Source organism: Kribbella sp. VKM Ac-2566 (assembly GCF_004366005.1).
In the GTDB taxonomy this organism is placed as follows: domain Bacteria; phylum Actinomycetota; class Actinomycetes; order Propionibacteriales; family Kribbellaceae; genus Kribbella; species Kribbella pratensis.
Genome location: NZ_SODT01000008.1, coordinates 49058 through 74906, shown reverse-complemented (window position 1 = coordinate 74906; position 25849 = coordinate 49058). Strand labels below are relative to the sequence as shown.

The window sequence follows — 25849 nt, the reverse complement described above, 5'->3', positions numbered from 1 at the left end:
GTGGTTGGCTCAGGGGGTCGGGGCCGCGCCGTTGCTCGGGCCCGGCTGCGGTACCAGCAGGAACTCGACACCGCCCTTGTCGTCGACCGCCGCGTCCAGGATCTTGTCGTCGAGCGCGTTCGCGGCGTTCTGCTCGAGGAAGACCCGGGCACCCGCGTCCTCGACGACCTGGTCACCCGGTTGCGGAGCCTCGGTCGTGGTCACCGCGAGCGCCGGATCCGCCGGGTTCTCCTGCGAGATCCGCACCCCGGCCCCGTCCGGCGCGCCCTCGACCCCGGTGATGCTCTTGATCACCAGCGTCGCGTTCTCAGTCAGGGTCAGCACAGCCACTCCATCCGTCGATTGTCACTAGCCCACGCCCCGTGCCCGACCGCCGAAACCTCAAACACTCCTCGAGCACCCACCAACCACGGACGCGCCTCGAAAACGGCTGGCCCGTGCTCAAGGTCACGCGGCATCGACGTGCGGCGGCGGAGCGGTACGCCAGTGGGGTGGCTCGGTGTGACGCGCCTCGCCGCGCGCAAAGGCCGCTCGGAAGCGATCGATCAGATCCGACCTCGGATCGACCACGTCCTCCCAACCGAAGTGAACGAGTTCGACGCCACGGTCACTGAGCCGCTGGTCACGCCGGTGGCTCCGGCGCAGCAGACGCCGACGCTCCTCCGGGCTGCTTGCTTCGTACTTCGCAAGCCCGTCCGCCTCCCCGACCGTACGAAACCACGGCCACCAGAAGTCAACCCGCTCGAGCATCCAGTCGAAGCCGTCGAAGAACTGCACTTGGAGAACGGGAGAAGGCAGACCGGCGGCCGCGAACCTGGCCCGGGCGATCGACTCCAAAGGGGACTCCGACGCGGGGTCACCGAACGCGATGGCCGACAGTGCTCGCCGGATGCCGGGCCAATGCTCCTGGCGTTCGGCCATTGCGTGCAGGTCCGCCATCGCCGTACCGCTACGCAACGCGGCGTCGACCGTGACGATCGACTCGCGCAGCGGCAGTTCCCGGGCGAGGTCGAGCACGGTCCGGGCGCTGCAGGTGACCGGTAGCCACAAGTGATGTGACAGGTCAGCCACCGTCAGGCCGGCACGCCGTACGACGATGTCCGCGCGTCGCTGATTGCGCGGGGCTTCCGGCGGACGGGTCAGCCACGCGGCATCGATCGGGACGCCACTCGGGCGGCCGCGGTCGGTCCACACCGGGATGTCGGCCAGCCGGGCGGCGCTGAAGTGACTCACGACAGAGCCCGGGTACGCCGCATGTGCGCAGGCGATCGCCGCGAGTTGCTCATCGAGACGCCCGTCGACGTAATGGCCGTGGTGGTGTCGCAGAGCACCACGCCGTACCAGCCTCCGGAGGTCGGCGTCACCGAGCCCGAGCTCACGCAGGGCGGCGCGCCGCTGCGGAGTCCGCGCAACCGCAGCCAGCCGCTCCCGCACCCCATGATCAAGCCGATCCATCCCACCACCCTCCCTCCACCCACATCACCCCCGCACCCCGTTACCCACCGACCTGTGGAAAACGTCTTTGAGCACGGGCCAACCAAATCTCGCGGCGGATTTTGGTTGGTGGAGGCTCAAGGTGGCGGTGGGGTGGTTGGTGGGGCCTCAAAGTCGGGTGCCGGGGCTGGAAGTGGGGTGCGGGGAGCGGGGTCGATGGTGTGTGATCGGGGGATGGGTATTGAGATGGTTACGGCGGGGGTCGGGGAGTTGGGGGATGTCGTGGGGGTGCTGCGGGAGTGGCAGCGGGAGGGGGTGGCGTCGCAGTTGCATCCGGGGGATCTCGGGTGGTTCTGGCGGTTCGGCGAGGAGCGGACCGCGGCGGCGACCCGGATCTGGCGGCGGGGCGGGGAGATCGTCGCGATCGGGATGCTCGACGAGCCGGACTGGCTGCGGATGGCGATCGAGCCGGACCTCCAGCGTGACGAGGAGCTCGCGCAGCGGATCGCCGAGGACGTGTCGGAGTCCGCGCGGGGTGTGCTGATCGAGGGCAAGGTGTACGTCGAGACGCCGATGGGAGCGCTCGTCCAGGACCTGCTGTTCAAGGACGGCTGGAACGCGGACGTGCCGTGGGTCCCGGTGTGGCGCGACCTGACCGACCCGGTGCCGGATCCGGGGGTACGGATCGACGTGATCGGCGCGGAGGAGGCTCACGAGCGGACGGGCGTACAGCGGGCGTCGTTCGACGGGTCGACGTTCACCGACGACCGCTGGTTCGCGATGGCCGACGGCCTGCCGTACGCCGACGCACGCGATCTCGTGCTCCGCAACGAGCTCGGCGAATCCGTTGCCGCCGCCACCGTCTGGTCGGCCGGCGAGGGACGCCCCGGCTACATCGAGCCGATGGGCGTCCACCGCCTGCACCGCGGCCGCGGGTACGGCACCGCGATGGTCCTCGGTTGCGCCCGCACGCTCCAGGAGATGGGCTCGTCCAGCGTCTACACGGTCACCCCGGCAACGAACGTCGGCGCGGTCGCGACGTACCAGGCCGCCGGGCTCGAACCCCAGGACGAGATCCGCTCCCAGTACCGGGACGCCTAGGCGGTAGCTGCGTCGTCCGCGGCCCGGAGCACGCGCAGGATGTTGCCTCCGGCAAGTTTGCCGAGCTCCTCGTCGCTCCAGCCGCGGTCGGCCAGCGCGCTGAACAGCACCGGGTACGACGCCACGTCCGGCAGCTCGACCGGGAACTCGGGGCAGCCGTCGTAGTCCCCGCCGAGACCGATGTGGTCGACCCCCGCGACCTCGCGGGCGTGTTCGACATGCTCGACCACGTCCGCGAGCGTGACCTCCGGCCGCGGCACGCCGTACATCGCCTCGACCTTCTCGCGATGCTCAGGTGCCTCGAGGCCGTGCTCCTTTGCCAGTGCATGCATCCCGTCGAGCCAGTCGACGTACGCCTGGGAGGTGAAGTACGGCACGAACGTCACCATGCAGACGCCGTCGTTGCCGGTCAGCGTCTCGAGGACGTCGTCCGGCGCGTTCCGCGGTACGTCGCAGACCGCGCGCGCAGACGAGTGGCTGAAGATCACCGGCGCACTCGTCACCCGCAGCGCGTGCCGCATGGTGTCCGCGGAGACGTGCGACAGGTCGACGAGCATGCCGATCCGGTTCATCTCCCGGACGACGTCCTCGCCGAACTCGTTCAGCCCGCCGAGCACCGGCTCGTCGGTCGCCGAGTCCGCCCAGGACACGTTGTTGTTGTGGGTCAGCGTCATGTACCGCACGCCGAGCGCGCGCATCACCCGCAGCACGCCGAGCGACTCACCGATCGAATGGCCGCCTTCCATCCCCATCAGCGACGCGACCCGGCCGGCCTTGATCGCCGCGTCCACGTCGTCGGCCGTATCCGCCAGTTGGAGATCCGCCGGGAACCGCTCGACGAGTCGCCGGACGAAATCGAGCTGTTCGAACGTACGCCGTACCGCGTGCTCGTCCTGCGGCACCCACAGGGACCAGAACTGCGCACCCACGTGGCCCGCGCGCAGCCGCGGCAGGTCCGTGTGGAGTTGCGGCACCGAACCGGCCAGGTCGTACGCGTCCAGGTCGTACCCGCAGAGCTCGTAGAACGCGATCGGCAGGTCGTTGTGCCCGTCGATCACCGGATGCTCCGCCAGCAACGCCTCGATCCGCGCCTCACTAGTCATTGCGCCATCCTCGCAGTTCGGGACCGTGGTCAGAAGGCAACCCCGGATCGGGGACAATGGGCGGGTGATTATCGACGAGTTGACCTTCGACGCGGCCGGTCTGATCCCGGCAGTGGTGCAGCAGTACGACACGCGCGAGGTCCTGATGGTGGGCTGGATGAACGCCGAGGCGGTGCGCCGTACCGCGGAGAGCGGGCGGAGCACGTTCTGGTCGCGCAGCCGGCAGCAGTACTGGGTGAAGGGCGAAACCAGCGGCCACCGTCAGCACGTCAAGCAGATCCTCGTCGACTGCGACGCCGACACCCTGCTGGTCCTCGTCGACCAGGAAGGCCCCGCCTGTCACACCGGGACCCGCAGCTGCTTCGAGCACGGCGAGATCGAGGTGAAGGCAGCGTGACGGCGCCGGCGCTCGAGACGTTCCGCGAGTACGCGAAGGACCGCCGGGTCATCCCGGTGACGCGGCGGCTGCTGGCCGACGCGGAGACCCCGATCGGCGTGTACGGCAAGCTCGCGGCCGAACGGGAAGGCACGTTCCTGCTGGAGTCGGCGGAGAACGGCGGCGTCTGGTCCAGGTATTCGTTCATCGGTGTCCGCTCCTCCGCGACCCTCACCGAACGCAACGGCGAGGCCGTCTGGACCGGCAACCCGCCCGTCGGCCTGCCGCAGACCGGCGACCCGTTGAAGGCGCTGCGCGAGACGCTCGAGATCCTGCACACGCCGCGGCTGCCGGACCTGCCGCCGCTGACCGGCGGCATGGTCGGCTTCCTCGGGTACGACGCCGTACGCCGCCTCGAGCGCCTGCCGGACACGACCACCGACGACCTCGGCCTGCCCGAGCTCACGTTCCTGTTCGCCACCGACCTGGCCGCGCTCGACCACGAGACCGGTGAGATCTGGCTGATCGCGAACGCGGTCAACTGGGACGACTCCGACGAGCGCGTCGACGAGGCCTACGCCGACGCCGTACGCCGCCTGGACGCCATGGAGCGCGACCTCGCCCGGCCCACCCCGTCGTACGTCGTGCACGCGGACCGGCAGGCCCAGCCGGACCCGCACCGGCAGCGCTCCAGCGCCGAGTACCGCCAAGCGGTCGAGGACGCGAAGGAGGAGATCCGCGCGGGCGAGGCGTTCCAGATCGTCGTCTCGCAGCGGTTCGAGCTGCAGAGCAGCGCCTCCGCGCTCGACATCTACCGGGTGCTGCGGCGCTCGAACCCCAGCCCGTACATGTACCTGGTCCGCCTGGACGGCTTCGACATCGTCGGCTCCAGCCCGGAGGCACTGGTCAAGGTCACCGAGAACAAGGTGATCCTGCACCCGATCGCCGGCACCCGCCGCCGCGGCGCGACGCCGGAGGAGGACCACGCGCTGGAGGAGGAGCTGCGCGCGGACGTGAAGGAACGCGCCGAGCATCTGATGCTCGTGGACCTCGGCCGCAACGACGTGGGCAAGGTCTGCGCGCCCGGCACGGTCGAGGTCGTCGACTTCATGGACGTCCGCCGCTACAGCCACGTGATGCACCTGGAGTCGACGGTCACCGGGCAGCTCAAGGCCGGCATGACGGCCTTCGACGCGCTCACCGCCGCGTTCCCCGCGGGCACGTTGTCGGGGGCACCGAAACCGCGCGCGATGGAGATCATCGACAAGCTCGAGGTCACCCGGCGTGGGGTGTACGGCGGTGTGGTCGGCTACCTGGACTTCGCCGGCGACGCCGACACCGCGATCGCCATCCGCACCGCGGTGCTGCGCGGCGGTACGGCGTACGTCCAGGCCGGAGCCGGGATCGTCGCGGACTCGGATCCCGCCGCGGAGGACGCCGAGTGCCGGACGAAGGCGGCCGCCGTACTGAACGCGATCGCGGTCGCGGGAACGTTCAGCGACGTCCTGGCGGACGGATGAAGCCGCAACGGCTGGTCGACCTGCTGACCCTGGTGGCGGTCGTCCTGCTCGGCCTCTCGGCGTACCTGACCTGGGTGTCGGTCAACCCGGGCACCGGTCGCGTGGACGAGGTCTTCAACGGCTACACGATCACCAAGGCCCCGGTCGCGCTGGCGCTCGCGTCGCTGGTGGCGGTGGTGATCACCAAACTCGCAGGTACGGCGCTGCGCCGCCTGCTCGGTGCTCTTGTCGTGGTGCTGGGTGCGATCGCGGTCGCCGTCGCGCTGCTGGTGCGGCCCGACGGCGCCGAGTTGAGCCGGATCCGGCCCGTGCTCAGCGCCGTACTGACCGATCAGGTCGTGCAGACCGGAGGCCCGGCGCCGTGGTTCGCCCTGGGCGGCGGAATCGCGCTCGTCGCGGCAGGTCTGCTCACCGTGCTGACGGCGCACCGCTGGCGCAGCGCGACCCAGCGTTACGAGCGTGACCCGGCCACCGCCAGGTCGGATCAGGGGGCGGATCAGTGGAAGGCGATCGACGCCGGGGAGGACCCGACTCTCTGATGTCGGCGGGCTACCGCCACAATAGGACGGGACGACGAGGAGGAGTGGCGCCAACTATGGACAATACGGTGGCGGATCAAGGGGCAGCTCGGACCGAGGAAGCTCCGCACGATCTGCACGGCAACAGCCCGGCTGCGTGGACGGCGGTGGCGATCGTGCTGGTCGCGTTCACGGTCGGCGCCATCGCCATGGTGCTGGGACCGAACTGGGTGCTGTTCTGGATCTCCGTCGGGATCGCGGTGCTGGGAGCGCTGGCCGGCAAGGTGCTGCAGCTGCTCGGCTTCGGGGTCCCGGCCGACGGCGACCACTGAAGGGCGGACGGACATGACTGTGCTTGACGACATTCTCGCGGGGGTCCGGGAGGACCTCGCGGAGCGCCAGGCGCTGGTCAGCCTGGACGACCTGAAGCTCGAGGCCCAGCGCAAGCCCGACGCCAAGGACCCGATGCCGGTGTTCCGCGGCGAGGGAATCGCGATCATCGCCGAGGTGAAGCGGTCCAGCCCGTCCAAGGGCGAGCTGGCCGAGATCACCGACCCGGCTGCGCTGGCCGGTGAGTACGAACTGGGCGGCGCCGCGGCGATCTCGGTGCTGACCGAGGAGCGCCGGTTCAACGGCAGCCTCGACGACCTCCGTGCCGTCCGCGGCCGGGTCGACGTACCCGTGCTGCGCAAGGACTTCATCGTCTCGTCGTACCAGCTCTGGGAGGCCCGGGCGGCCGGCGCCGACATGGTGCTGCTGATCGCGGCGGCGCTGGAGCAGGAGGCACTGGTCTCGCTGATCGAGCGGGCCCATTCGATCGGCCTGTGCCCGCTGGTCGAAGTGCACGACGAGGAGGAGACCCGGCGTGCGGTGGACGCCGGCGCCCAGCTCATCGGCGTGAACAACCGGAACCTGAAGACTCTCGAGGTCGACCGGGACACCTTCGCCCGGGTCGCGCCGACGATCCCGACCGAGCTCGTCCGGGTGGCCGAGTCCGGGGTCCGCGGTCCACGTGATGTAATCGAGTTCGCGCGCGCCGGGGCCGATGTCGTCCTCGTCGGTGAAACTCTGGTGACCGGCCGCGACCCCCGCGCCTCGGTCGCCGATCTCGTCGCCGCCGGATCGCACCCCGCCATCCAGCAGCGGCACTAGCCCTTCCCGGCCGGTCCAAACGGCACGGGACAGCAACTCTCCCGTGCCACAAGGCCGGGTTGGAAGGTTTGTCGGATGTCTACTGTGCTGCCCGACCAGTTCGGGCACTTCGGCCGCTTCGGCGGCAGGTTCATGCCGGAGGCGCTGATCGCGCCGCTCGACGAACTCACCCAGGCATGGCGGGACGCCATGGCCGACCCGGAGTTCACCGGCGAGTTCGAGCGGATGCTGCGCGAGTACATCGGCGCCCCGAGCCTGCTGTACGACGCGACCCGGCTGTCGGACGTCGCCGGTGCGCGGATCCTGCTGAAGCGCGAGGACCTCAACCACACCGGCGCGCACAAGATCCGCAACGCGATCGGCCAGGCGCTGCTGACCAAGCGGATGGGCAAGCCGCGGGTGATCGCGGAGACCGGCGCCGGGCAGCACGGCGTCGCGACCGCGACCGCGTGCGCGTACCTCGGCCTGGAGTGCGTGGTCTACATGGGCGAGGTCGACACCGAGCGGCAGGCGCTGAACGTGGCCCGGATGCGGCTGCTCGGCGCCGAGGTGATCTCGGTGAAGACCGGCAGCCGGACGCTCAAGGACGCGATCAACGAGGCGCTGCGTGACTGGGTCGCCAGCGTCGACAAGACCCACTACATCCTCGGTACGGCGGCCGGTTCGCACCCGTTCCCGGCAATGGTCCGCGACTTCGTGCGCGGGATCGGCGACGAGGCGCGGGAGCAGTCGCTCGCCCTGCTGGGCAAGCTGCCGGACGCCGCGGTCGCGTCGGTCGGCGGCGGGTCGAACGCGATCGGTCTGTTCACCGCCTTCATCCCGGACGAGGACGTGAAGCTGTACGGCATCGAGCCGGGCGGCGACGGGTTCGAGACCGGGCGGCACGCGGCGACGATCACCGCGGGGCAGGTCGGTGTACTGCACGGTGCGCGGTCGTTCCTGCTGCAGGACGACGACGGGCAGACGATCGAGTCGCACTCGATCTCCGCGGGACTGGACTACCCGGGTGTCGGACCGGAGCACGCGTGGCTGGCGGAGACCGGGCGGGCGACGTACCGGCCGATCACCGACGCCGAGGCGATGGAGGCGTTCCGGTTGCTGTCCAGGACCGAGGGCATCATCCCGGCGATCGAGTCCGCGCACGCGGTCGCGGGCGCGCTCGACATCGCCAAGGAACTGGGGCCTCAGGCTTCCATCTTGGTGAACCTGTCCGGCCGCGGCGACAAGGACATGGACACGGCCGCGACGTGGTTCGGCCTGGGGGGGTTCTGATGAGTGATGTGGTTGCCCTGGGCAAGGCAGGGGTCGCGATCCGGAAGGCGAACGACGCGGGCCGCGGCGCCCTGATCGGGTACCTGCCGGCCGGCTTCCCGTCGTACGACGGTGGCGTGGACGGGATCAAGGCGCTGATCGACGGCGGCGTCGACGTCGTCGAGATCGGCCTGCCGTACAGCGATCCGGTGATGGACGGTGTCACGATCCAGCGGGCGACCGAGGTCGCGCTGGCCGGCGGGCTGCGGACCCGCGACGTACTCAGCACGGTCGAGAAGGTCGCGGCGTACTCCGACGTACCGCTGCTCGTGATGACGTACTGGAACCCGATCGAGCGGTACGGCGTGGACCGGTTCGCGGCCGACTTCGCCGCCGCCGGGGGAGCGGGGCTGATCACGCCCGACCTGATCCCGGACGAGGGCGCGGAGTGGATCGCGGCCGCAGACAAGAACGAACTGGACAAGGTGTTCCTGGTCTCGCCGTCGTCGACCGACGAGCGGATCGCGATGACGACGGCCAACTGCCGCGGCTTCGTCTACGCGACTGCTGTGATGGGTGTCACCGGTGCGCGGGACAAGCCGTCGGATCTCGCGGCGCCGCTGGTGGCCCGGGTGAAGTCGGCGACCGGCCTGCCGGTCGGCGTCGGTCTCGGCATCTCGAACGGCGACCAGGCAGCCGGTGTGGCGGCGTTCGCGGATGCGGCGATCGTTGGTGCGGCCCTCGTCAAGGCGCTCCAGGACGGCGGCCCCGCGGGTGTTCGCAAGCTCACAGAGGCCCTGGCCGAAGGCGTCCGCCGGGAACCCCGCGCGACCGCCGGACGTTAGAACCGCCGTGAGTCGATCGAGGAACGCTGTCCTGCTCCTGGCGGCGGTAGCTCTGCTCGCCCTCGCGGGCTGCAGTGGCAAGGATGAGAAGCCGGACAACCCCGGCGGCGCGATCATCCGCAGCAGCCAGGACCCGAACGGGTTGCGCGGTGCCACCCTCGACCGGCCGTACACGATGCCCGCGGCCACCTTGACCGACACCGCAGGGAACCCGTTCAACCTGGTCACCTCCACCAAGAAGCCGGTCACGCTGGTGTTCTTCGGGTACACGAACTGCCCGGACGTGTGCCCGACGGTGATGGCCGACGTGGCGTCCGCGCTCACCAAGCTCGACGACCAGGTGCAGAACCAGATCCAGATGCTGTTCATCACCACCGACCCGGCGCGCGACACCGGGCCGGTGATCCGCAAGTACCTGGACCGGTTCGACCCGGCGTTCGTCGGGCTGACGGGATCGCTGACGTCGATCAAGGACATCGCGAAGGCCGTCGGGGTACCGGTGGAAGGGATGCAGAGGCTTCCGTCCGGCGGGTACGAGGTCGCTCACGGAGCGCAGGTGATCGGCTTCGGGAAGAACGACAAGGCGAACGTGCTCTGGCTGTCGAACGCCGCCATCGGCGACCTGGCGCACGACTTCGGGAAGCTGGTGGAGGACAACCGGTGAAGCCGTGGATTCCCTGGGTTTCCCTGGTGGCGCGGCTGGTGCTCGGCGGCGTGATGCTGGTCGCCGGCGCGCTCAAGGTGACCGATCCGGAGACCGCCGCGCAGGCGGTCCGCGCGTACGAGTTGCTCCCGTCGGCCCTGGTGGAGCCGGTTCGGCTGGGGGCTGCCGTTCCTGGAGATCGCGATCGGGTTGCTGTTGATCATCGGCTTCGGTGTCCGCGCCTCCGCGGTGGCCGCGGGTGTTTTCCTGATCGTCTTCATCGCCGCGGTGTCGTCCGCGTGGGCCCGCGGCCTGTCGATCGACTGCGGCTGCTTCGGCGGCGGCGGTGAGGTCGCCCCGGGACAAACGAAGTACCTGCAGGAGATCCTCCGCGATCTCGGGCTGCTGGTGCTGGCCGGCTGGCTCTGGTTGAAGCCCGCCAGTAAGTTCGCTGTCGTATCAGAACCGGACACAGGGCCGGACATAGAACCTGACACAGGACCGCAAGGAGTCACCGCGTCGTGAGCAAGACCAATTCCCCTGGGAATCCGCTGCTGCAGCCCAAGCGCCGGATCTCACCCGGGATCATCGTGGTGATCGTCCTGGTGCTGGCCCTCGGCGCCGGTGTCGGCGTGCAGTACTACCGCGGCCACTCCAAGGTCGAGGTGAGCTCCAACGGGCGCCCGGAGCCCGCGGTCGTCACCGGTCCGGGCACGTCCGGCAAGGGCGTGACGGTCGGCAAGCCCGGCGCGAAGGTCAACATCGACCTGTACCTCGACTTCCGCTGCCCGCACTGCGCGGAGTTCGAGGAAGCCAGCGGCGCAACCGTGGACAAGCTGGTCCAGGACGGTACGGCGACGCTCACGTACTGGCCGCTGCAGTTCGTGAACCCGGACGCCTCACCGCGACTCGCGAACGCGTTCGCCGCGGCAGCCGCGAACGGCAAGGCGCTGAGCTTCGTCGACGAGCTGTACGGCGACTTCTCGAAGTCCTGGACCACCGACCAACTGCTGGAGCTCGGCAAGCAGCTCGGGGTCGGCGACGCGAAGTTCCAGCAGGCCGTGCAGGACAACACGTACGCGAGCTGGCTGGAGTCCGTGGGCAAGTCGGCCGACGACCGGGGCGTGACCGGTACGCCGACCGTCTACGTCAACGGCAAGCAGCTCGAGACCGACCAGCTCACCGCCGAGGGCCTGCAGAAGGCCGTCGACGCGATCGCATCGTGACCCGGGGTTTGTGGCCGTGGTCTGACGGGTCGAGTAGCGTTCCCCTTTGCCATGTCTAGTCTGAGTCTCGCCGTGACAGTGCCGGCGTTCATCCCCAGCCCGAGCCAAGGTGTCTGGCACGTCCTCGGTCTGCCGATCCGCGCGTACGCGCTCTGCATCCTGGCCGGCATCTTCGTCGGCTACTGGCTCGGTCGCCGGCGCTGGGTGGCGCGCGGCGGCTCGGCCACGGTGCTCGCCGACATCATGTTCTGGGCGATCCCGTTCGGGCTGGTCGGTGCGCGGATCTACCACGTGATCACCGACGCCGAGCTGTACTTCGGCGAGGGCAAGCACCCGATCGACGCGCTGAAGATCTGGCACGGCGGGCTCGGCATCTGGGGTGCGGTCGGCTTCGGCGCGCTCGGCGCCTGGATCGCCTGCCGGCGGGCCAAGGTGCCGTTCCTGGCGGTCGCGGACGCGATGGCGCCGGGGATCGCGCTGGCGCAGATCTTCGGCCGGTTCGGGAACTACTTCAACCAGGAACTGTTCGGCGGCCCGACGACCAAGCCGTGGGGCCTGGAGATCGCGACGGACCACCGGCCGGCCGGGTACGCCGACTTCGCGACGTTCCACCCGACGTTCCTCTACGAAGCGGTCTGGAACCTCGGTGTGGTCGCGCTCATTCTGCTCGCCGACCGCCGGTTCAAACTCGGTCACGGACGGGCGTTCTTTTTGTACGTCGCGGCGTACACCGCCGGCCGCGCGTGGATCGAGAACATGCGCATCGACACCGTGAACCACTTCCTCGGCCTGCGGCTCAATGTGTGGACCGCGATCATCCTGTTCGTCCTGGCCGTCGTCGCCTTCGTCGTCAGCGCCCGCACGCGCCCGGGCCAGGAGGACATCGCGACCGGCCCCGCCGCCGGCCAGACCCCTGCTACCGAAAACCCCGAAACCACCGAGCCCGAAACCACCGAGCCCGAAGCCGCTGCTGACGAAACCGCTGCTGACGAGGCGGAGGAGGCGGCACCGGCCAAGGCTGGGAGCACCAACGGGTCCGAGTCCGACGACGGGTCTCGTGACTGAGACGCCGGAGGTTTCAGCCGAGCATCACGGGGACCACACGCACCGTGATGTGAACGGCGGCTGGCTGCGCCCGGCGGTGTTCGGCGCGATGGACGGCCTGGTGTCGAACTTCGCGCTGATCGCCGGCATGGACGGCGGCACCAGCTCCGGTTCGAAGTTCATCGTGCTGGCCGGCCTCGCGGGTCTCGCCGCCGGCGCCTTCTCGATGGCGGCGGGGGAGTACACGTCGGTCGCCTCCCAGCGCGAGCTGGCCCGTGCGGAGATCGAGGTCGAGCGCGCGGAGATCAAGAAGCACCCGCTCGACGAGGAGATCGAGCTCGCCGAGACCTACCGGGCGAAGGGTCTCGACCCGGACCTGGCCAGCAAGGTCGCGAAGCAGTTCCACGCCGACCCGGACCAGGCGCTCGAGGAGCACGTCCGCGAGGAACTCGGTATCGACCCCGGCGACCTCCCGAACCCGGTGGTCGCGGCCGCCTCGTCGTTCATCTGTTTCGCCATCGGCGCCTTGATCCCGCTGGCGCCGTACCTGTTCGGCGCGGGCTCCGTCATACCCTCCTTGATCCTGTCTCTGACCGCCCTCTTCGTCTGCGGCGCCGTCGTCTCCCGCGTCACCAGCCGCTCCTGGTGGTACTCCGGTCTCCGCCAACTCCTCCTCGGCGCTGCCGCAGCCGGACTGACCTACTTCGTCGGCACACTCGTCGGCCCCGGCATCGGCTGAGTGTGCGTGAACAGGCTGCTGTAGGCGTTCAGGGCGGGTTGGCCGCCGAGGTGGGCGTAGAGGACGGTTGAGTCCTTGGGGATGTCGCCGGTGCTGATCAGGTCGATGAGGCCGGCCATGGACTTTCCTTCGTAGACCGGGTCGATGATCATCCCCTCCAGCTGACCGGTCAGCCGGATCGCGTCGAGGGTCGACTGCACGGGTACGCCGTACTCGTCGCCGGCCCAGCCCTCCAGGACGGTGATCTCGTCGGCGCGGAGGTCCCTGCCGAGGTCGATCAGTTCCGCGGTGGCGCGGGCGATCCGTTCGACCTGGTCGCGGGTCTCCTGGAGCTTGGCGCTGGCGTCGATCCCGATCACCCGCCGCGGGCGGTCCTGGCCCGCGAAGCCGGCGATCATCCCGGCGTGCGTCGACCCGGTCACCGAGCAGACCACGATCGTGTCGAAGAAGACCCCCAGCTCCCGCTCCTGCTGCTCCACTTCGTACGCCCACTGCGCGAACCCGAGTCCGCCGAGCCGATGGTCCGAAGCACCGGCCGGGATCGCGTACGGCGTACCTCCGCGAGCCTCGACGTCCGCGAGCGCCTGCTTCCAGCTGTCCTTGAACCCGATCCCGAATCCGGCCGGGTCGAGGCGTACTTCCGCGCCCATGATCCGGCTGAGCAGGATGTTCCCGACCCGGTCGTTGAGGGCGTCCGGCCAGTTCACCCAGTTCTCCTGGACCAGCACCGCCTTCAGCCCGACCTTCGCCGCGACGGCGGCCACCTGGCGGGTGTGGTTCGACTGGTACCCGCCGATCGACACCAGCGTGTCGGCGCCCTGCGCCAGCGCGTCCGGGATCAGGTACTCCAGCTTCCGGGTCTTGTTCCCGCCGTACGCGAGCCCCGAGTTGCAGTCCTCCCGCTTCGCCCAAACCTTCGCCCCACCCAGGTACGCACTCAGGCGTTCGAGCGGATGCACCGGACTCGGCCCGAACAACAACGGGTACCGCGGAAAATCGCTGAGTCCCATCAGTTCCTCCCACTACGATCGGCGGATGTTCCCCGGTGAGATCGACGTCCCTCCGGCCACGTACCTCGATCAGCTAGGCACCATCTTCACCCGCTTCGACACCCAGGACTCCGGCAACATCGCGTACGGCGTACAGACCGACGACGCCCGGTACTTCGTCAAGACCGCAGGCGACCCTTCGTACACCAGGCCGTGCCTCGATTTCGACAGCCGCGTCGCACTCCTGCGTACTGCGGCGGAGCTCGCGGCTTCGGTCACGCACCACACGATGCCGACGCTGCACACCGTGATCGAGTCGCCGGCCGGGCCGCTGCTCGTCTACGAGTGGCGCGACGGCGACCTGCTGCACGACCCACCGGCCCGCGAGCGTTTCCGGGCGCTGCCCACCGAGGAGATCCTGGCCGCCCTCGGCGACTTGTACGAGCTGCACGTCGCCTTGGACTCGGCCGGCTGGGTCGAGGGCGACTTCTACGACGGCGCCCTGCTCTACGACTTCGCTGCCCGTCGGCTCACCGCGATCGACCTCGACACCTACCACCGCGGCCCGTACCGCAACACCATGGGCCGCATGTTCGGATCCGAGCGCTTCATGGCCCCCGAGGAGCTCACTCTCGGAGCACCTGTCGACAGCCGTACGACGGCGTACGTCATGGCTCGCACCGCGCTCGTCCTGCTGCCGGAGCCGCCGCCCGCGCTGCAAGCCGTTCTGCTCGAGGCGACGACCGCTCGCTTCCCCAGCTACCAAGCGTTCTACGACAGGTGGCTGACCGCTTCGTCCACGACCGCCGACAGCGTGACCAACCGCTCCACATACACCCCAGGGTCGGGTTGACCGAGCGCCCACGCCGCGCGCGCGACCAGGGTGACGGCAGCGATCAGTACGGCGCCTCGCCGTACCAAATCGGCCGGCCACGTAGCTGCGCTGTGCGTCGCCATGGACGAGCCGTCCGCCGGTCCGTTGCCCACGGTGAGCAGGGTCCAGTCACGCTCCGGTTGCCAAACCATCGCGCAGATTTATCACCCGATTGGTCCACTCACCCACAGATCTGGCCGGCAGCTTCCTCCACAACTGCGGACAGGTCGAGCATGTGCCTCACGTGATCGCCGGGATGCGGCTGGGTGAGCGACCAGGCCGCGCGTGAAACGACGGTGTACGCCGCAGTCAGGACAGCTCCACGTCGTACAGCAGCCATGTCGCCGCCATGCGCCGCCACCAGTTCGTCCAGCGGTACGTCGACGGCCAGGAGCAAGTAGCCGAGGTCGAAGCCGATCGGGCCCAGGCCGAACTGCTCCCAGTCGATCGCGACCACGTCGTCACCCGCGCGGCCGAGCAGGTTCATCGGATGTGCGTCACCATGCGTTGGCACCCGAGGTAGGTCATCCAGCACTGCCAGCGCGCTGTCCCGCAGCCCCCACAGCTCCTCGATCGCGGGCGACGCGACCCCCGCGCGGCTCAGCGACGCCCAACCGCCGCGCCGCTCCACAGTCCCCAGACGGTCCCGCAGGACGTCGCGAGCGCCCCAGGCGGGCTCTTCCAAGGAGGAGGCCGCAAACCGCCCCAGAGCCCCGGCCAGCGCCTCGGGAGCCCACTCGACGGGAGGCGTGTACGCCATCCGCAGCGTGATCCCGTCGGCATCCCGCTCGACACCGAGGCAGGCGGGTGCGCGAACTCCCGCCGTACCAGCAACCACGCCGGACTCGGCCACCAGCGCCTGCCGTTCCCAGTAAGCGTGGTGACGTGGGTCCCGTACGCCGGGAACCAGGCGCTTCACCACCTCGCCGTCGGGGGTTCGCCAGACCCCACCTGTGGCTTGGCCTGTGCCGGCAGTCAGCGGTTGCCAGTCGAGGGAGGGGTGCCAGGGCATAGAGCTGGCCTATCAGGATCTCGCGGTCTCAGCAGGTGAATTTCGAGCGGGTGTGGGTGGCTGTGACGGAGGTGGGCTGGGATGATGGGAGGCCATAGTGAGCGCTTGCTTACGGAGGGTTATCAAGGCGTTTCGTGATGGACAGGAAGTCCAACTGGCGGGCGTCATGAGGTAGTCTCGGGACTCCCGGCTTGGGCCAGTGTTGTCCCGCGGCCAGTTGTGTTGACCGTAGGACGACGGGAGCTCCTGAATGTTTGGTGTCCCCCCTGCCCAAAACCGGCACCGCCCCAGCGAGGGCCTGTACGACGGAAACCATGAGCACGACGCTTGTGGAGTCGCTTTCGTCGCGACCCTGACCGGTGTACCGAGCCACGACATCGTGGCCAAGGCGTTGACCGCCCTGCGGAACCTCGAGCACCGTGGCGCGTCCGGTGCCGAGCCCGACTCCGGTGACGGCGCCGGCATCCTGATCCAGGTCCCGGACGCCTTCTACCGCAAGGTGTGCGAGTTCGAGCTGCCCGCGCCGCACAGCTACGCGGCCGGTATCGCCTTCCTGCCCGCCGATCCCGACGACGCCGCGAAGGCGATCGCGCGGATCGAGGAGCTGGCGGCCGAGGAGGACCTGGCCGTGGTCGGCTGGCGCGACGTCCCGACCAACCCCGATCTGCTCGGCGCCACCGCACGCTCGGTGATGCCTACCTTCAAGCAGCTCTTCGTGACGGCGAAGGCGGGCCGCGTGCTCGGCCTGGCGCTGGAGCGGATGGCCTTCCGGCTGCGCAAGCGCGCCGAGAAGGAGACCGAGACGTACTTCCCGTCGCTGTCCGGCCGGACCATCACCTACAAGGGGATGCTGACCACCGACCAGCTGGACAAGTTCTTCCCCGAGCTGACCGACCCCGACCTCGCCTCCGCGATCGGGATCGTGCACTCGCGGTTCTCGACGAACACGTTCCCGTCCTGGCCGCTGGCCCACCCGTACCGCTACATCGCCCACAACGGTGAGATCAACACCGTCCAGGGCAACCGGAACTGGATGCGCGCCCGCGAGGCGCTGCTCTCCAGCGACCTGATCCCGGGCGACCTCGAGCAGCTCTACCCGATCTGTACGCCGAGCGCCTCGGACTCGGCGTCGTTCGACGAGGTTCTCGAGCTCCTGCACCTCGGCGGCCGCTCGCTGCCGCACGCGATGCTGATGATGATCCCGGAGGCGTGGGAGAACGCCACCACGATGGACCCGAAGCGGCGCGCGTTCTACGAGTTCCACTCGACGCTGATGGAGCCCTGGGACGGCCCGGCGTCGGTCGTCTTCTCCGACGGCACCAAGGTCGGCGCGGTCCTGGACCGCAACGGCCTGCGGCCCTCGCGGTACTGGGTGACCGACGACGGTCTCGTCGTCCTCGCCTCCGAGGCCGGCGTCCTGGACATCGACCCGGCCACCGTGACCGAGAAGGGCCGGCTCGAGCCGGGCCGGATCTTCCTGGTCGACGTCGACGCGCACCGGATCATCACCGACGCCGAGGTGAAGAACGCGCTCGCAGCAGAGCACCCGTACGACGAGTGGCTGCACGCCGGCCTGATCCGGTTCGAGGACCTGCACGAGCGGGAGCACGTCGTGCACAGCCACGCGTCGGTGACCCGGCGCCAGCAGGTCTTCGGGTACACCGAGGAGGAGCTGCGCGTCATCCTCACCCCGATGGCGAAGTCCGGCGCGGAGCCGATCGGCTCGATGGGCACCGACACGCCGATCGCCGTCCTGAGCGACCGGCCGCGGCTCCTGTTCGACTACTTCGCGCAGCTGTTCGCACAGGTCACGAACCCGCCGCTGGACGCGATCCGCGAGGAGCTGGTGACCTCGCTGTCGTCCAGCCTCGGCCCGGAGTCCAACCTGCTCAACCCGAGCCCGGCCTCCTGCCGGCAGGTGGTGATCCCGTTCCCCGTGATCACCAACGACGAGCTGGCCAAGCTCCGGCACATCAACCTCGACGGCGACATGCCCGGCCTGGCCACCACGGTCCTGCGCGGCGTGTACGACGTCGAAGGCGGGGGTGAGGCGCTCCGCACACGCCTCGACGAGATCTGCGCCGAGGCCGACGCCGCGATCCGTGACGGCGCCCGCATCCTGGTGCTGTCCGACCGGCACTCGAACGCCGACAGCGCACCGGTCCCGTCGCTGCTGCTGACCGCGGCGGTTCATCACCACCTGGTGAGGAAGAAGACCCGCACCCAGGTCGGTCTCGTCGTCGAGGCCGGTGACGTCCGCGAGGTGCACCACGTCGCGCTCCTGATGGGGTACGGCGCGGCCGCGATCAACCCGTACCTGGCGCTCGAGTCCGTCGAGGACCTGTGCCGCCAGGGCACGTACCTGCCCGGTATCGAGCCGGAGCAGGCGATCCGCAACGTCGTGAAGTCGCTCGGCAAGGGCGTGCTCAAGGTCATGTCGAAGATGGGTGTCTCGACGGTCGCGTCGTACACCGGCGCCCAGATCTTCGAGGCGAACGGGCTGTCCCCGTTCCTGGTCGACATCTACTTCACCGGTACGTCGTCCAGGATCGGCGGCGTCGGCCTGGACACGATCGCCGAGGAGGTACGCCGCCGGCACCTGCGCGCGTACCCGGCCGACGGCATCCTGCCGGCGCACCGCAAGCTCGAGATCGGCGGCGAGTACCAGTGGCGCCGCGAGGGCGAGCCGCACCTGTTCGACCCGGAGACGGTCTTCCGGCTGCAGCACAGCACCCGGACCGGGCGGTACGACATCTTCAAGCAGTACACGTCGCGGGTCGACGAGCAGTCCGAGCGGCTGATGACGCTGCGCGGCCTGTTCGGCTTCAAGAGTGACCGGCAGCCGATCCCGATCGACGAGGTCGAGCCGGCGAGCGCGATCGTCAAGCGGTTCTCCACCGGTGCGATGAGCTACGGCTCGATCAGCGCCGAGGCGCACACCACACTGGCGATCGCGATGAACCAGCTCGGCGGCAAGTCGAACACCGGTGAGGGCGGCGAGGACGCCGACCGGTTGTACGACCCGGCCCGGCGGAGCTCGATCAAGCAGGTCGCGTCCGGCCGCTTCGGCGTCACCGCGGAGTACCTGACGAACTCCGACGACATCCAGATCAAGATGGCGCAGGGCGCGAAGCCCGGTGAGGGCGGGCAGTTGCCCGGCCCGAAGGTGTACCCGTGGGTCGCCAGCACCCGGCACTCGACGCCGGGCGTCGGCCTGATCTCGCCGCCGCCGCACCACGACATCTACTCGATCGAGGACCTGGCGCAGCTGATCCACGACCTGAAGAACGCGAACCCGCAGGCGCGGATCCACGTGAAGCTGGTCTCCGAGGTCGGCGTCGGCACGATCGCGGCCGGTGTCTCCAAGGCGCACGCGGACGTCGTACTGATCTCCGGCCACGACGGCGGTACCGGTGCGGCGCCGCTGACCTCGCTGAAGCACGCGGGCGGGCCGTGGGAGCTGGGTCTGGCCGAGACGCAGCAAACCCTGCTGCTGAACGGTTTGCGGGACCGCATCGTCGTACAGACCGACGGTCAGTTGAAGACCGGTCGGGACGTGATCGTCGCGGCGCTGCTCGGCGCGGAGGAGTACGGTTTCGCGACCGCTCCGCTGGTGGTGTCGGGCTGCATCATGATGCGGGTCTGCCACCTGGACACCTGTCCGGTGGGGGTCGCGACCCAGAACCCGGTGCTGCGGGAGCGGTTCAGCGGCAAGCCCGAGTTCGTCGTGAACTTCTTCGAGTTCATCGCCGAGGAGGTCCGCGAGTACCTGGCGGAGCTCGGGTTCCGGACGCTGGACGAGGCGATCGGGCACGCCGAAGTACTCGACATCGAGCGCGCCGTCGACCACTGGAAGGCCGACGGGCTCGACCTGTCGCCGATCCTGCACGTGCCGGCGCTGCCCGAGGGCGCGTCGCTGCACCAGACCATCGAGCAGAACCACGGTCTGGACAAGGCCCTCGACAACGAGCTGATCCGGATCTGCCAGCCCGCGCTGGACAACGGCGAACCGGTCCGGGCACAGCTCGCGATCCGCAACGTCAACCGGACCGTCGGCACGATGCTCGGCCACGAGATCACCAAGCGGTACCGCGCGGCCGGACTGGCCGACGGCACCATCGACCTCACCTTCACCGGGTCGGCCGGCAACTCGTTCGCCGCCTTCGTCCCGCGCGGTGTCACCCTGCGCCTCGAGGGCGACGCCAACGACTACGTCGGCAAGGGACTGTCCGGCGGCCGGGTCGTCATCCGGCCCGACCGGCGCGCCCGGTTCGACGCTGCCGACCAGATCATCGCCGGCAACGTGATCGCGTACGGCGCGACGTCCGGCGAACTTTTCATCAGCGGCGGCGCCGGCCAGCGGTTCTGCGTCCGGAACTCCGGCGCGACCGCGATCGTCGAGTCGGTCGGCGACCACGCGTGCGAGTACATGACCGGTGGGCGCGTCGTCGTACTCGGCGCCGTCGGCCGGAACTTCGCGGCGGGCATGTCGGGCGGCGTGGCCCACGTGCTCGACCTGGACCACACGCTGGTGAACCCGGAGCTGGTGGATCTGCACCCGGTCACCACGGACGAGTCCGAACTGCTGCACGACCTGGTCCGCAGGCACTTCGAGGAGACCGGTTCGGAGCGGGCGGCCAAGCTGCTCGCCGACTGGCCGGCCGCTGCTGCCAGGTTCACCACGGTGATGCCCCGCGACTACGCCCGGGTGCTGGCGGCCAAGGCGGCCGCCGAGCGCGACGGGCTGGACGAGGATGCCACCACGCGAGCGATGATGGAGGCCATCTGATGGCTGACCCCAAGGGATTCCTGACCACCCCGCGGGAGGTCGCCGACCGGCGGCCGGTCGAGGAGCGGGTCAAGGACTGGAAAGAGGTCTACCCCGGCGGTCCCGGCAAGGCGCTGCTGCCGATCATCACCAAGCAGGCCGGCCGCTGCATGGACTGCGGTATCCCGTTCTGCCACAGCGGCTGTCCGCTGGGAAACCTGATCCCGGAGTGGAACGACCTGGTCTGGCGGGACGACTGGTCGAGTGCGATCGAGCGGTTGCACGCGACCAACAACTTCCCGGAGTTCACCGGGCGGCTCTGCCCGGCGCCGTGCGAGACGTCCTGCGTCCTGGGCATCAACCAGGACCCGGTGACGATCAAGAACGTCGAGGTCGCGATCATCGACAAGGCCTGGGAGACCGGTGACGTCAACCCGCAGCCGCCGGAGTGGCTGACCGGCAAGACGATCGCGGTCGTCGGGTCCGGTCCCGCCGGACTGGCCGCCGCGCAGCAGCTGACCCGCGCGGGGCACACGGTCGCGGTGTACGAGCGCGCCGACGCCCCGGGCGGCCTGCTGCGGTACGGCATTCCCGAGTTCAAGATGGAAAAGATCCAGGTCGACCGGCGCATCCAGCAGATGAAGGAGGAGGGCACGGTCTTCCGCTCCGGCGTCAACGTCGGCGTGGACGTCACGGGGACCCAGCTCAAGCAGCGGTACGACGCGGTGGTGATCGCGACCGGTGCCACGGCGGCCCGTGACCTGCCGGTGCCGGGCCGTGAGTACGGCGGCATCCACCAGGCGATGGAGTACCTGCCGCAGTCCAACCGGGCCGCGCTCGGGCAGACCGTCGAGAACCAGATCGTCGCGACCGGCAAGGACGTGGTGATCATCGGCGGCGGCGACACCGGCGCCGACTGTCTCGGTACGGCGCACCGGCAGGGCGCGCGGACGGTGACCCAGCTGGAGATCATGCCGCGACCCGGCGACGACCGCCCGGGCCACCAGCCGTGGCCGACGTACCCGATGATCTACCGGGTCGCCTCCGCGCACGAGGAGGGCGGCGACCGGGTGTACGCCGTCTCCACGGTGAACTTCGAGGCCGATGCCGACGGCAACGTCTCGGGGCTGAACCTGGTCGAGGTGGAGTTCAAGGACGGGAAGTTCACCCCGGTCGAGGGCTCCGAGCGGACCATCCCGGCGCAGCTCGTGCTGCTGGCGATGGGCTTCGTCGGCCCGGAGCGCGAGGGTTTCCTCGAGCAGCTCGGGGTCGAGCTCGACGAGCGCGGCAACGTGAAGCGGGACAACCGGTACCAGACCTCGGTCGAGGGTGTCTTCGCCTGCGGTGACGCCGGCCGCGGCCAGTCGCTGATCGTGTGGGCCATCGCCGAAGGCCGTTCCTGTGCCGGCGGCGTCGACGCGCACCTCACCGGATCGTCGACGCTCCCGACACCGATCCCGCCCACCGCCCGCCCCCTCGCAGTCTGACAGCAGCCCCACCTTGGGCCCCAGGCAACCAAACCCGGCAGGGAAACGGTGGTCGGTGCTCGAGGTGGGGCTTCTCGGTAGGTTGGTGAGTGTGGTGGTACGGCTGGTGACGAAGGAGCGGCTGCGGGCGGTTGTGCCGTGGGCCGGGTTGAGCCTGCTCTTCGTCCTGACCTCGGTCCTGGTGGGACTGTTCGGGTTCGTGAACGACTCCGAGCGGGTCACGATCGGCGCCCACGCGGCGACGGTGTCGCCGACGTTCGACGGGCACGCGACCGTCGACCTCGGCGCAGTACTGCCGCGGTTGCGGATCCCGACGAACGCGCCCGGCGGCATCGGCGTCAACGTCGACGTCCAGGAGACCGACGCCGGCAACCTCACCGAGCTGCTCACCCGCGACACCCTGATCGCCTCCCAGCCCGACGGTGAGATCGGGCGGATCCAGCAGGTCGTCCAGGAGATGGCGGTCGACAACGCGGTCGCCGGGGCCGGGTCCGGCCTGCTCGTCGTGGTGGTGGTCGCGACCCTGTGGACGGCTCTCGGGGCACGGCGCCGGAGCGAGCTGTGGCACCTGGTGCATCGGCACGAACGCCGGACGGAGCACCGGATGATCGTCGTCCTGGTCGCGATGCTGATCACGATCGCGTCGATCTACGGACCGGGACGGATGCGGCAGCCCGACGTACCGCCGACGCAGTGGCAGCCGTTGTTCAAGCTGCTGCCGGAGATGTCGTTCGACGACCGGCTGAAGACGGTCGAGGTCGCGTCCGGGTTCTCCACCACCGGCGGGGTCGGCGTGATCCGCACGCTGGTCGAGACGTACCGCAAGTCCACCGAGCTGTACGGCAGGCTCAAGGACCGGGTCGCCGACGTCGCACCGCAACTGCACCAGCCGAACGAGAACGAGAAGGTCGCCCTGCTGGTCTCGGACCGGCACGACAACATCGGGATCGACGGCTTCGCGGCCGCGGTGGCCAAGGCGGGCGGCGCCAAGCTGCTCATCGACGCCGGGGACGACACCTCGTCCGGGCAGAGCTGGGAAGCGTTCAGCATCAACTCGCTGCGGCAGCACTTCAAGGACTTCAAGGTGGTCGCGGTGGCCGGCAACCACGACGCCGGCGGCCACATCGAGGGGTCCATGCGCAAGGCCGGGTTCACCGTGCTCGACAGCAAGCCGGTCGAGGTCGAGGGGATCCGGTTCCTCGGCGACAGCGACCCGACGCGCACCGGACTGGGCAGCGCGGACAGCCCGGGCGACGAGACCATCGAGCACCAGTCGCAGCGGCTCGCGGACATCGCCTGCGACCAGCCGGAGGACAAGCGGATCTCGACGATGGTGGTGCACGACCCGTCGTCGTTCGCCGACACCGCGGCGCGGGGGTGCGCGACGTTGCTGTTGTCCGGTCATCTGCATCGCCAGGTCGGGCCCGAACACCGGGTGGTCGACAACCGCGCGGTCACGACGTACACGAACGGGACGACCGGGGGAGCGGCGTACGCCTTCGCGCTGGGCTACACACTGCGCAAACCGGGTGAGGTCACCCTGATCACGTACCAGAAAGGCCTTCCGGTCGGTCTGCAGGCGGTCACCGCCCAGCCCAGCGGCGACGTGACCGTCGGGCCCTACACCCCCTTGGGTTCTTGACGATTCAGGCGATGCCGCTGCTCGTCTTCTACTGTTAACTGTCCAGTAACGGGGGCGGACCAGCGGACCCAGTGGTTTGCAGGAGTAGGGTTTTGTGACGTGCGTCGCGCAAAGATCGTTTGTACGCTCGGCCCGGCTACGGCCGCCCCGGAGCGCATCACAGAACTCGTCCAAGCAGGTATGGACGTCGCAAGGCTCAACCTGAGCCACGGCGCCCACGCCGAGCATGAGCGCATCTATCAGCGGATCCGCACCGCTGCGGCGGAGACCGGGGCCAATGTCGGCATCCTGGTCGACCTGCAGGGGCCGAAGATCCGGCTGGCCGAGTTCGCCGAGGGCAAGGCAACGCTGACCTACGGCGAGCGCTTCACGATCACCACCCGGGAGGTGCCTGGTGACCAGACCATCTGCGGTACGACGTACGACGGTCTGCCGGGTGACGTGAATCCGGGCGACCAGCTGCTGATCGACGACGGCCGGATCGCGCTCGTCGCCGAGGAGGTGACCGAGACCGACGTGGTCTGCCGGGTCACCGTCGGCGGGCCGGTCTCCAACCACAAGGGCATCAACCTGCCCGGCGTCTCGGTCAGCGTGCCCGCGCTGTCGGAGAAGGACGCCGAGGACCTGCGCTGGGCCCTGCACCTGCCGGCCGACATGATCGCGCTGTCGTTCGTCCGGGACGCCGCCGACATCCAGCTGGTGCACAAGATCATGGACGAGGAGGGTCTGCGGATCCCGGTCGTCGCGAAGATCGAGAAGCCGCAGGCGGTCGCCAACCTGGACGAGATCATCGAGGCGTTCGACGGGTTCATGGTGGCCCGCGGCGACCTCGGCGTGGAGCTCCCGCTCGAGGAGGTCCCGCTGGTCCAGAAGCTGATCATCGACCAGGCCCGGCTGAACGCGAAGCCGGTGATCGTCGCCACCCAGATGCTGGAGTCGATGATCTCCGCGCCGCGGCCGACCCGGGCCGAGGCCTCCGACGTCGCGAACGCCGTACTCGACGGCGCCGACGCGGTGATGCTGTCCGGTGAGACCAGCGTCGGCCGGTTCCCGATCGAGACCGTCAAGACGATGGCCCGGATCGTGGAGTCGACCGAGGAGCACGGTCTCGGCCGGATCCAGGAGATCGAGTGGGAGCCGAAGACCAAGGGCGGCGTGATCGCCCGCGCGGCCGCGGACGTCGCGGAGCGGCTGGAGGCGAAGTACCTGATCGCGTTCACCCAGTCCGGTGACACTGCGCTCCGCCTCGCTCGCTATCGCACCGATGTCCCGCTGCTCGCGTTCACACCGGTCCCGTCGGTCAGCGCCTGGCTGAGCGTGGTGTGGGGCATCACCACCCACATCGTCCCCACCGTCGACCACACCGACGAAATGGTCCGCCAGGTGGACCAGCGCCTCCTGGAACTCGGCATCCTCAACAAGGGCGACCTGGTGGTCATCGTCGCCGGCTCCCCACCCAGCATCCCCGGCTCCACCAACGCCCTCCGCGTCCACCGCATGGGCGACGCCATAGAAGGCAACGCCCCCGCCTACCGAAGCCCCAACCCGTAACCCGGGCTGACGAGAGCTGTGCTCGAAGCGGGCGGTCCGCTGACCGCCCGCTTCGACCCGTCTCAGGCCGTCGGACCGACGAATATGTCGAGGGCCAGCGCTGGAGAACAGGTAGCGCGGGTACTCGTAGCGCTTCGGTTGGCCGGCGACTGTTCTGGTTGTCCAGTTGGTGACGCGGCAGCCGTCGGAGTTGAAGAGGCCGCGGAGGAACAGTTGGGGGAACTCGGCAACGATCTCCTGCTGCCAGTCTGCGAGCGCGCTCGTACGCCGGTGCTTCGGCCCGGGACCGTGCTGCGGGAACAGGCACGTCCAGTGCTTCCAGTACGAAACCACTGACGTGTAGCCGACCGCCTGGACCCGGTGCACCGGTCGACTCGGATGAACCGCGCTCATCGCGGCGGCCGCTTCGTCGATGAGCCGCGGGTAGAGATCATCACAGGCGATCCGCAGCGCATACACCTCACGCCGGTGCCTCGACAGGCAGCCGTCCCCTAGATACAGCCCCAGAAGATGCGCGTACGACGAGGCGTCGAGCATCCCGCTTCCACACCGCGGGCAGCCGCTCGGGGGAGTC

General features: G+C 69.4%; 23 protein-coding genes. 18 read left to right on the top strand and 5 right to left on the bottom strand.

Features of this window, described 5'->3' with window-relative positions:
* Positions 1–9: 9 nt before the first annotated feature.
* Together EV647_RS03390 and EV647_RS03385 are read right to left on the bottom strand one after the other, a co-directional pair.
* Positions 10–324, bottom strand: a complete 315-nt coding sequence (locus EV647_RS03390; protein ID WP_133998244.1) for a Fe-S cluster assembly protein HesB — start codon at positions 322–324, stop codon at positions 10–12.
* A gap of 123 nt (positions 325–447) precedes the next feature.
* Positions 448–1455, bottom strand: a complete 1008-nt coding sequence (locus EV647_RS03385; RefSeq protein WP_133998241.1) for a hypothetical protein — start codon at positions 1453–1455, stop codon at positions 448–450.
* A gap of 213 nt (positions 1456–1668) precedes the next feature.
* On the opposite strand from EV647_RS03385, the gene EV647_RS03380 reads away from it, so the two are divergent.
* Positions 1669–2535 (top strand): N-acetyltransferase, encoded by an 867-nt coding sequence (locus EV647_RS03380; RefSeq protein ID WP_133998238.1) that lies wholly within the window; start codon positions 1669–1671, stop codon positions 2533–2535.
* Here EV647_RS03380 and EV647_RS03375 read toward each other — a convergent pair.
* Positions 2532–3638: a dipeptidase gene (locus EV647_RS03375; protein ID WP_133998235.1), complete on the bottom strand. Its 1107-nt coding sequence runs from the start codon at positions 3636–3638 to the stop codon at positions 2532–2534. The two genes, EV647_RS03380 and EV647_RS03375, sit on opposite strands and share 4 nt — an antisense overlap.
* A 64-nt stretch (positions 3639–3702) precedes the next feature.
* Here EV647_RS03375 and hisI point away from each other — a divergent pair, with 64 nt between their 5' ends.
* From hisI to EV647_RS03315, 12 genes are all read left to right on the top strand, one after another.
* On the top strand, positions 3703–4035 hold the full coding sequence (hisI, locus tag EV647_RS03370) for a phosphoribosyl-AMP cyclohydrolase (RefSeq protein WP_130379534.1): 333 nt from the start codon (positions 3703–3705) through the stop codon (positions 4033–4035).
* Positions 4032–5534 (top strand): anthranilate synthase component I, encoded by a 1503-nt coding sequence (locus EV647_RS03365; RefSeq protein ID WP_133998232.1) that lies wholly within the window; start codon positions 4032–4034, stop codon positions 5532–5534. The genes hisI and EV647_RS03365 overlap by 4 nt, the downstream gene beginning before the upstream one ends.
* A complete protein-coding gene (locus tag EV647_RS03360; protein WP_133998229.1) occupies positions 5531–6073 on the top strand; it encodes a Trp biosynthesis-associated membrane protein in 543 nt (180 codons plus the stop codon). The genes EV647_RS03365 and EV647_RS03360 overlap by 4 nt, the downstream gene beginning before the upstream one ends.
* Positions 6074–6129: 56 nt before the next feature.
* Positions 6130–6384, top strand: coding sequence for an HGxxPAAW family protein (locus EV647_RS03355; RefSeq protein ID WP_133998226.1), 255 nt, complete (start codon positions 6130–6132; stop codon positions 6382–6384).
* A gap of 13 nt (positions 6385–6397) precedes the next feature.
* The gene (trpC, locus tag EV647_RS03350; protein ID WP_133998223.1) at positions 6398–7204 is read left to right on the top strand and encodes an indole-3-glycerol phosphate synthase TrpC; all 807 of its coding nucleotides are present in this window, start codon (positions 6398–6400) and stop codon (positions 7202–7204) included.
* Between the two features lie 75 nt (positions 7205–7279).
* On the top strand, positions 7280–8476 hold the full coding sequence (trpB, locus tag EV647_RS03345) for a tryptophan synthase subunit beta (RefSeq protein ID WP_133998220.1): 1197 nt from the start codon (positions 7280–7282) through the stop codon (positions 8474–8476).
* Positions 8476–9300, top strand: coding sequence for a tryptophan synthase subunit alpha (gene trpA / locus EV647_RS03340; RefSeq protein ID WP_133998217.1), 825 nt, complete (start codon positions 8476–8478; stop codon positions 9298–9300). Before trpB ends, trpA begins: the two co-directional genes overlap by 1 nt.
* Positions 9301–9307: 7 nt before the next feature.
* Positions 9308–9964, top strand: a complete 657-nt coding sequence (locus tag EV647_RS03335; protein WP_133998214.1) for an SCO family protein — start codon at positions 9308–9310, stop codon at positions 9962–9964.
* A 189-nt stretch (positions 9965–10153) separates the two neighbouring features.
* Complete coding sequence (locus EV647_RS42805; protein ID WP_238177012.1) at positions 10154–10468, top strand: MauE/DoxX family redox-associated membrane protein; 315 nt, start codon at positions 10154–10156, stop codon at positions 10466–10468.
* Positions 10465–11169: a thioredoxin domain-containing protein gene (locus EV647_RS03325; RefSeq protein ID WP_133998211.1), complete on the top strand. Its 705-nt coding sequence runs from the start codon at positions 10465–10467 to the stop codon at positions 11167–11169. The genes EV647_RS42805 and EV647_RS03325 overlap by 4 nt, the downstream gene beginning before the upstream one ends.
* Before the next feature lie 51 nt (positions 11170–11220).
* Positions 11221–12234: a prolipoprotein diacylglyceryl transferase gene (lgt, locus tag EV647_RS03320; protein WP_202876030.1), complete on the top strand. Its 1014-nt coding sequence runs from the start codon at positions 11221–11223 to the stop codon at positions 12232–12234.
* The gene (locus tag EV647_RS03315; RefSeq protein WP_238175111.1) at positions 12227–12952 is read left to right on the top strand and encodes a VIT1/CCC1 transporter family protein; all 726 of its coding nucleotides are present in this window, start codon (positions 12227–12229) and stop codon (positions 12950–12952) included. Before lgt ends, EV647_RS03315 begins: the two co-directional genes overlap by 8 nt.
* Here EV647_RS03315 and EV647_RS03310 read toward each other — a convergent pair.
* Positions 12913–13962, bottom strand: a complete 1050-nt coding sequence (locus EV647_RS03310; RefSeq protein WP_133998208.1) for a 1-aminocyclopropane-1-carboxylate deaminase — start codon at positions 13960–13962, stop codon at positions 12913–12915. The genes EV647_RS03315 and EV647_RS03310 overlap by 40 nt on opposite strands.
* A gap of 25 nt (positions 13963–13987) precedes the next feature.
* Here EV647_RS03310 and EV647_RS03305 point away from each other — a divergent pair, with 25 nt between their 5' ends.
* Positions 13988–14794: a serine/threonine protein kinase gene (locus tag EV647_RS03305; protein WP_133998205.1), complete on the top strand. Its 807-nt coding sequence runs from the start codon at positions 13988–13990 to the stop codon at positions 14792–14794.
* A gap of 202 nt (positions 14795–14996) precedes the next feature.
* Here the strand turns inward: EV647_RS03305 and EV647_RS03300 are convergent, their stop codons facing one another.
* A complete protein-coding gene (locus tag EV647_RS03300; RefSeq protein ID WP_133998202.1) occupies positions 14997–15827 on the bottom strand; it encodes a phosphotransferase in 831 nt (276 codons plus the stop codon).
* 250 nt (positions 15828–16077) lie between these two features.
* On the opposite strand from EV647_RS03300, the gene gltB reads away from it, so the two are divergent.
* The 4 genes from gltB (at position 16078) to pyk (ending at position 25275) form a co-directional block, all read left to right on the top strand.
* Positions 16078–20616 carry a glutamate synthase large subunit gene (gene gltB / locus EV647_RS03295; RefSeq protein WP_133998198.1) on the top strand — a complete coding sequence of 1513 codons (4539 nt, stop codon included), beginning with the start codon at positions 16078–16080 and terminating at the stop codon, positions 20614–20616.
* Positions 20616–22082, top strand: coding sequence for a glutamate synthase subunit beta (locus tag EV647_RS03290; protein WP_133998195.1), 1467 nt, complete (start codon positions 20616–20618; stop codon positions 22080–22082). The genes gltB and EV647_RS03290 overlap by 1 nt, the downstream gene beginning before the upstream one ends.
* An 85-nt stretch (positions 22083–22167) precedes the next feature.
* Entirely contained in the window at positions 22168–23724 is a 1557-nt protein-coding gene (locus EV647_RS03285; RefSeq protein ID WP_238175110.1) for a metallophosphoesterase, read from the top strand.
* Between the two features lie 99 nt (positions 23725–23823).
* Positions 23824–25275 (top strand): pyruvate kinase, encoded by a 1452-nt coding sequence (pyk, locus tag EV647_RS03280; protein ID WP_133998192.1) that lies wholly within the window; start codon positions 23824–23826, stop codon positions 25273–25275.
* Positions 25276–25849: the final 574 nt, after the last annotated feature.

What these genes read in the sequence shown, in the direction of transcription:
- trpA (WP_133998217.1), top strand. Translation starts at nt 8,476, where the DNA reads ATGAGTGATGTGGTTGCCCTGGGCAAGGCAGGGGTCGCGATCCGGAAG.
- EV647_RS03300 (WP_133998202.1), bottom strand. Translation starts at nt 15,827, where the DNA reads ATGCCCTGGCACCCCTCCCTCGACTGGCAACCGCTGACTGCCGGCACA.
- EV647_RS03290 (WP_133998195.1), top strand. Translation starts at nt 20,616, where the DNA reads ATGGCTGACCCCAAGGGATTCCTGACCACCCCGCGGGAGGTCGCCGAC.
- gltB (WP_133998198.1), top strand. Translation starts at nt 16,078, where the DNA reads ATGTTTGGTGTCCCCCCTGCCCAAAACCGGCACCGCCCCAGCGAGGGC.
- EV647_RS03310 (WP_133998208.1), bottom strand. Translation starts at nt 13,962, where the DNA reads ATGGGACTCAGCGATTTTCCGCGGTACCCGTTGTTGTTCGGGCCGAGT.
- EV647_RS03355 (WP_133998226.1), top strand. Translation starts at nt 6,130, where the DNA reads ATGGACAATACGGTGGCGGATCAAGGGGCAGCTCGGACCGAGGAAGCT.
- trpB (WP_133998220.1), top strand. Translation starts at nt 7,280, where the DNA reads ATGTCTACTGTGCTGCCCGACCAGTTCGGGCACTTCGGCCGCTTCGGC.
- EV647_RS03360 (WP_133998229.1), top strand. Translation starts at nt 5,531, where the DNA reads ATGAAGCCGCAACGGCTGGTCGACCTGCTGACCCTGGTGGCGGTCGTC.
- trpC (WP_133998223.1), top strand. Translation starts at nt 6,398, where the DNA reads ATGACTGTGCTTGACGACATTCTCGCGGGGGTCCGGGAGGACCTCGCG.
- EV647_RS03385 (WP_133998241.1), bottom strand. Translation starts at nt 1,455, where the DNA reads ATGGATCGGCTTGATCATGGGGTGCGGGAGCGGCTGGCTGCGGTTGCG.
- EV647_RS03375 (WP_133998235.1), bottom strand. Translation starts at nt 3,638, where the DNA reads ATGACTAGTGAGGCGCGGATCGAGGCGTTGCTGGCGGAGCATCCGGTG.
- EV647_RS03380 (WP_133998238.1), top strand. Translation starts at nt 1,669, where the DNA reads ATGGGTATTGAGATGGTTACGGCGGGGGTCGGGGAGTTGGGGGATGTC.
- EV647_RS03305 (WP_133998205.1), top strand. Translation starts at nt 13,988, where the DNA reads ATGTTCCCCGGTGAGATCGACGTCCCTCCGGCCACGTACCTCGATCAG.
- lgt (WP_202876030.1), top strand. Translation starts at nt 11,221, where the DNA reads ATGTCTAGTCTGAGTCTCGCCGTGACAGTGCCGGCGTTCATCCCCAGC.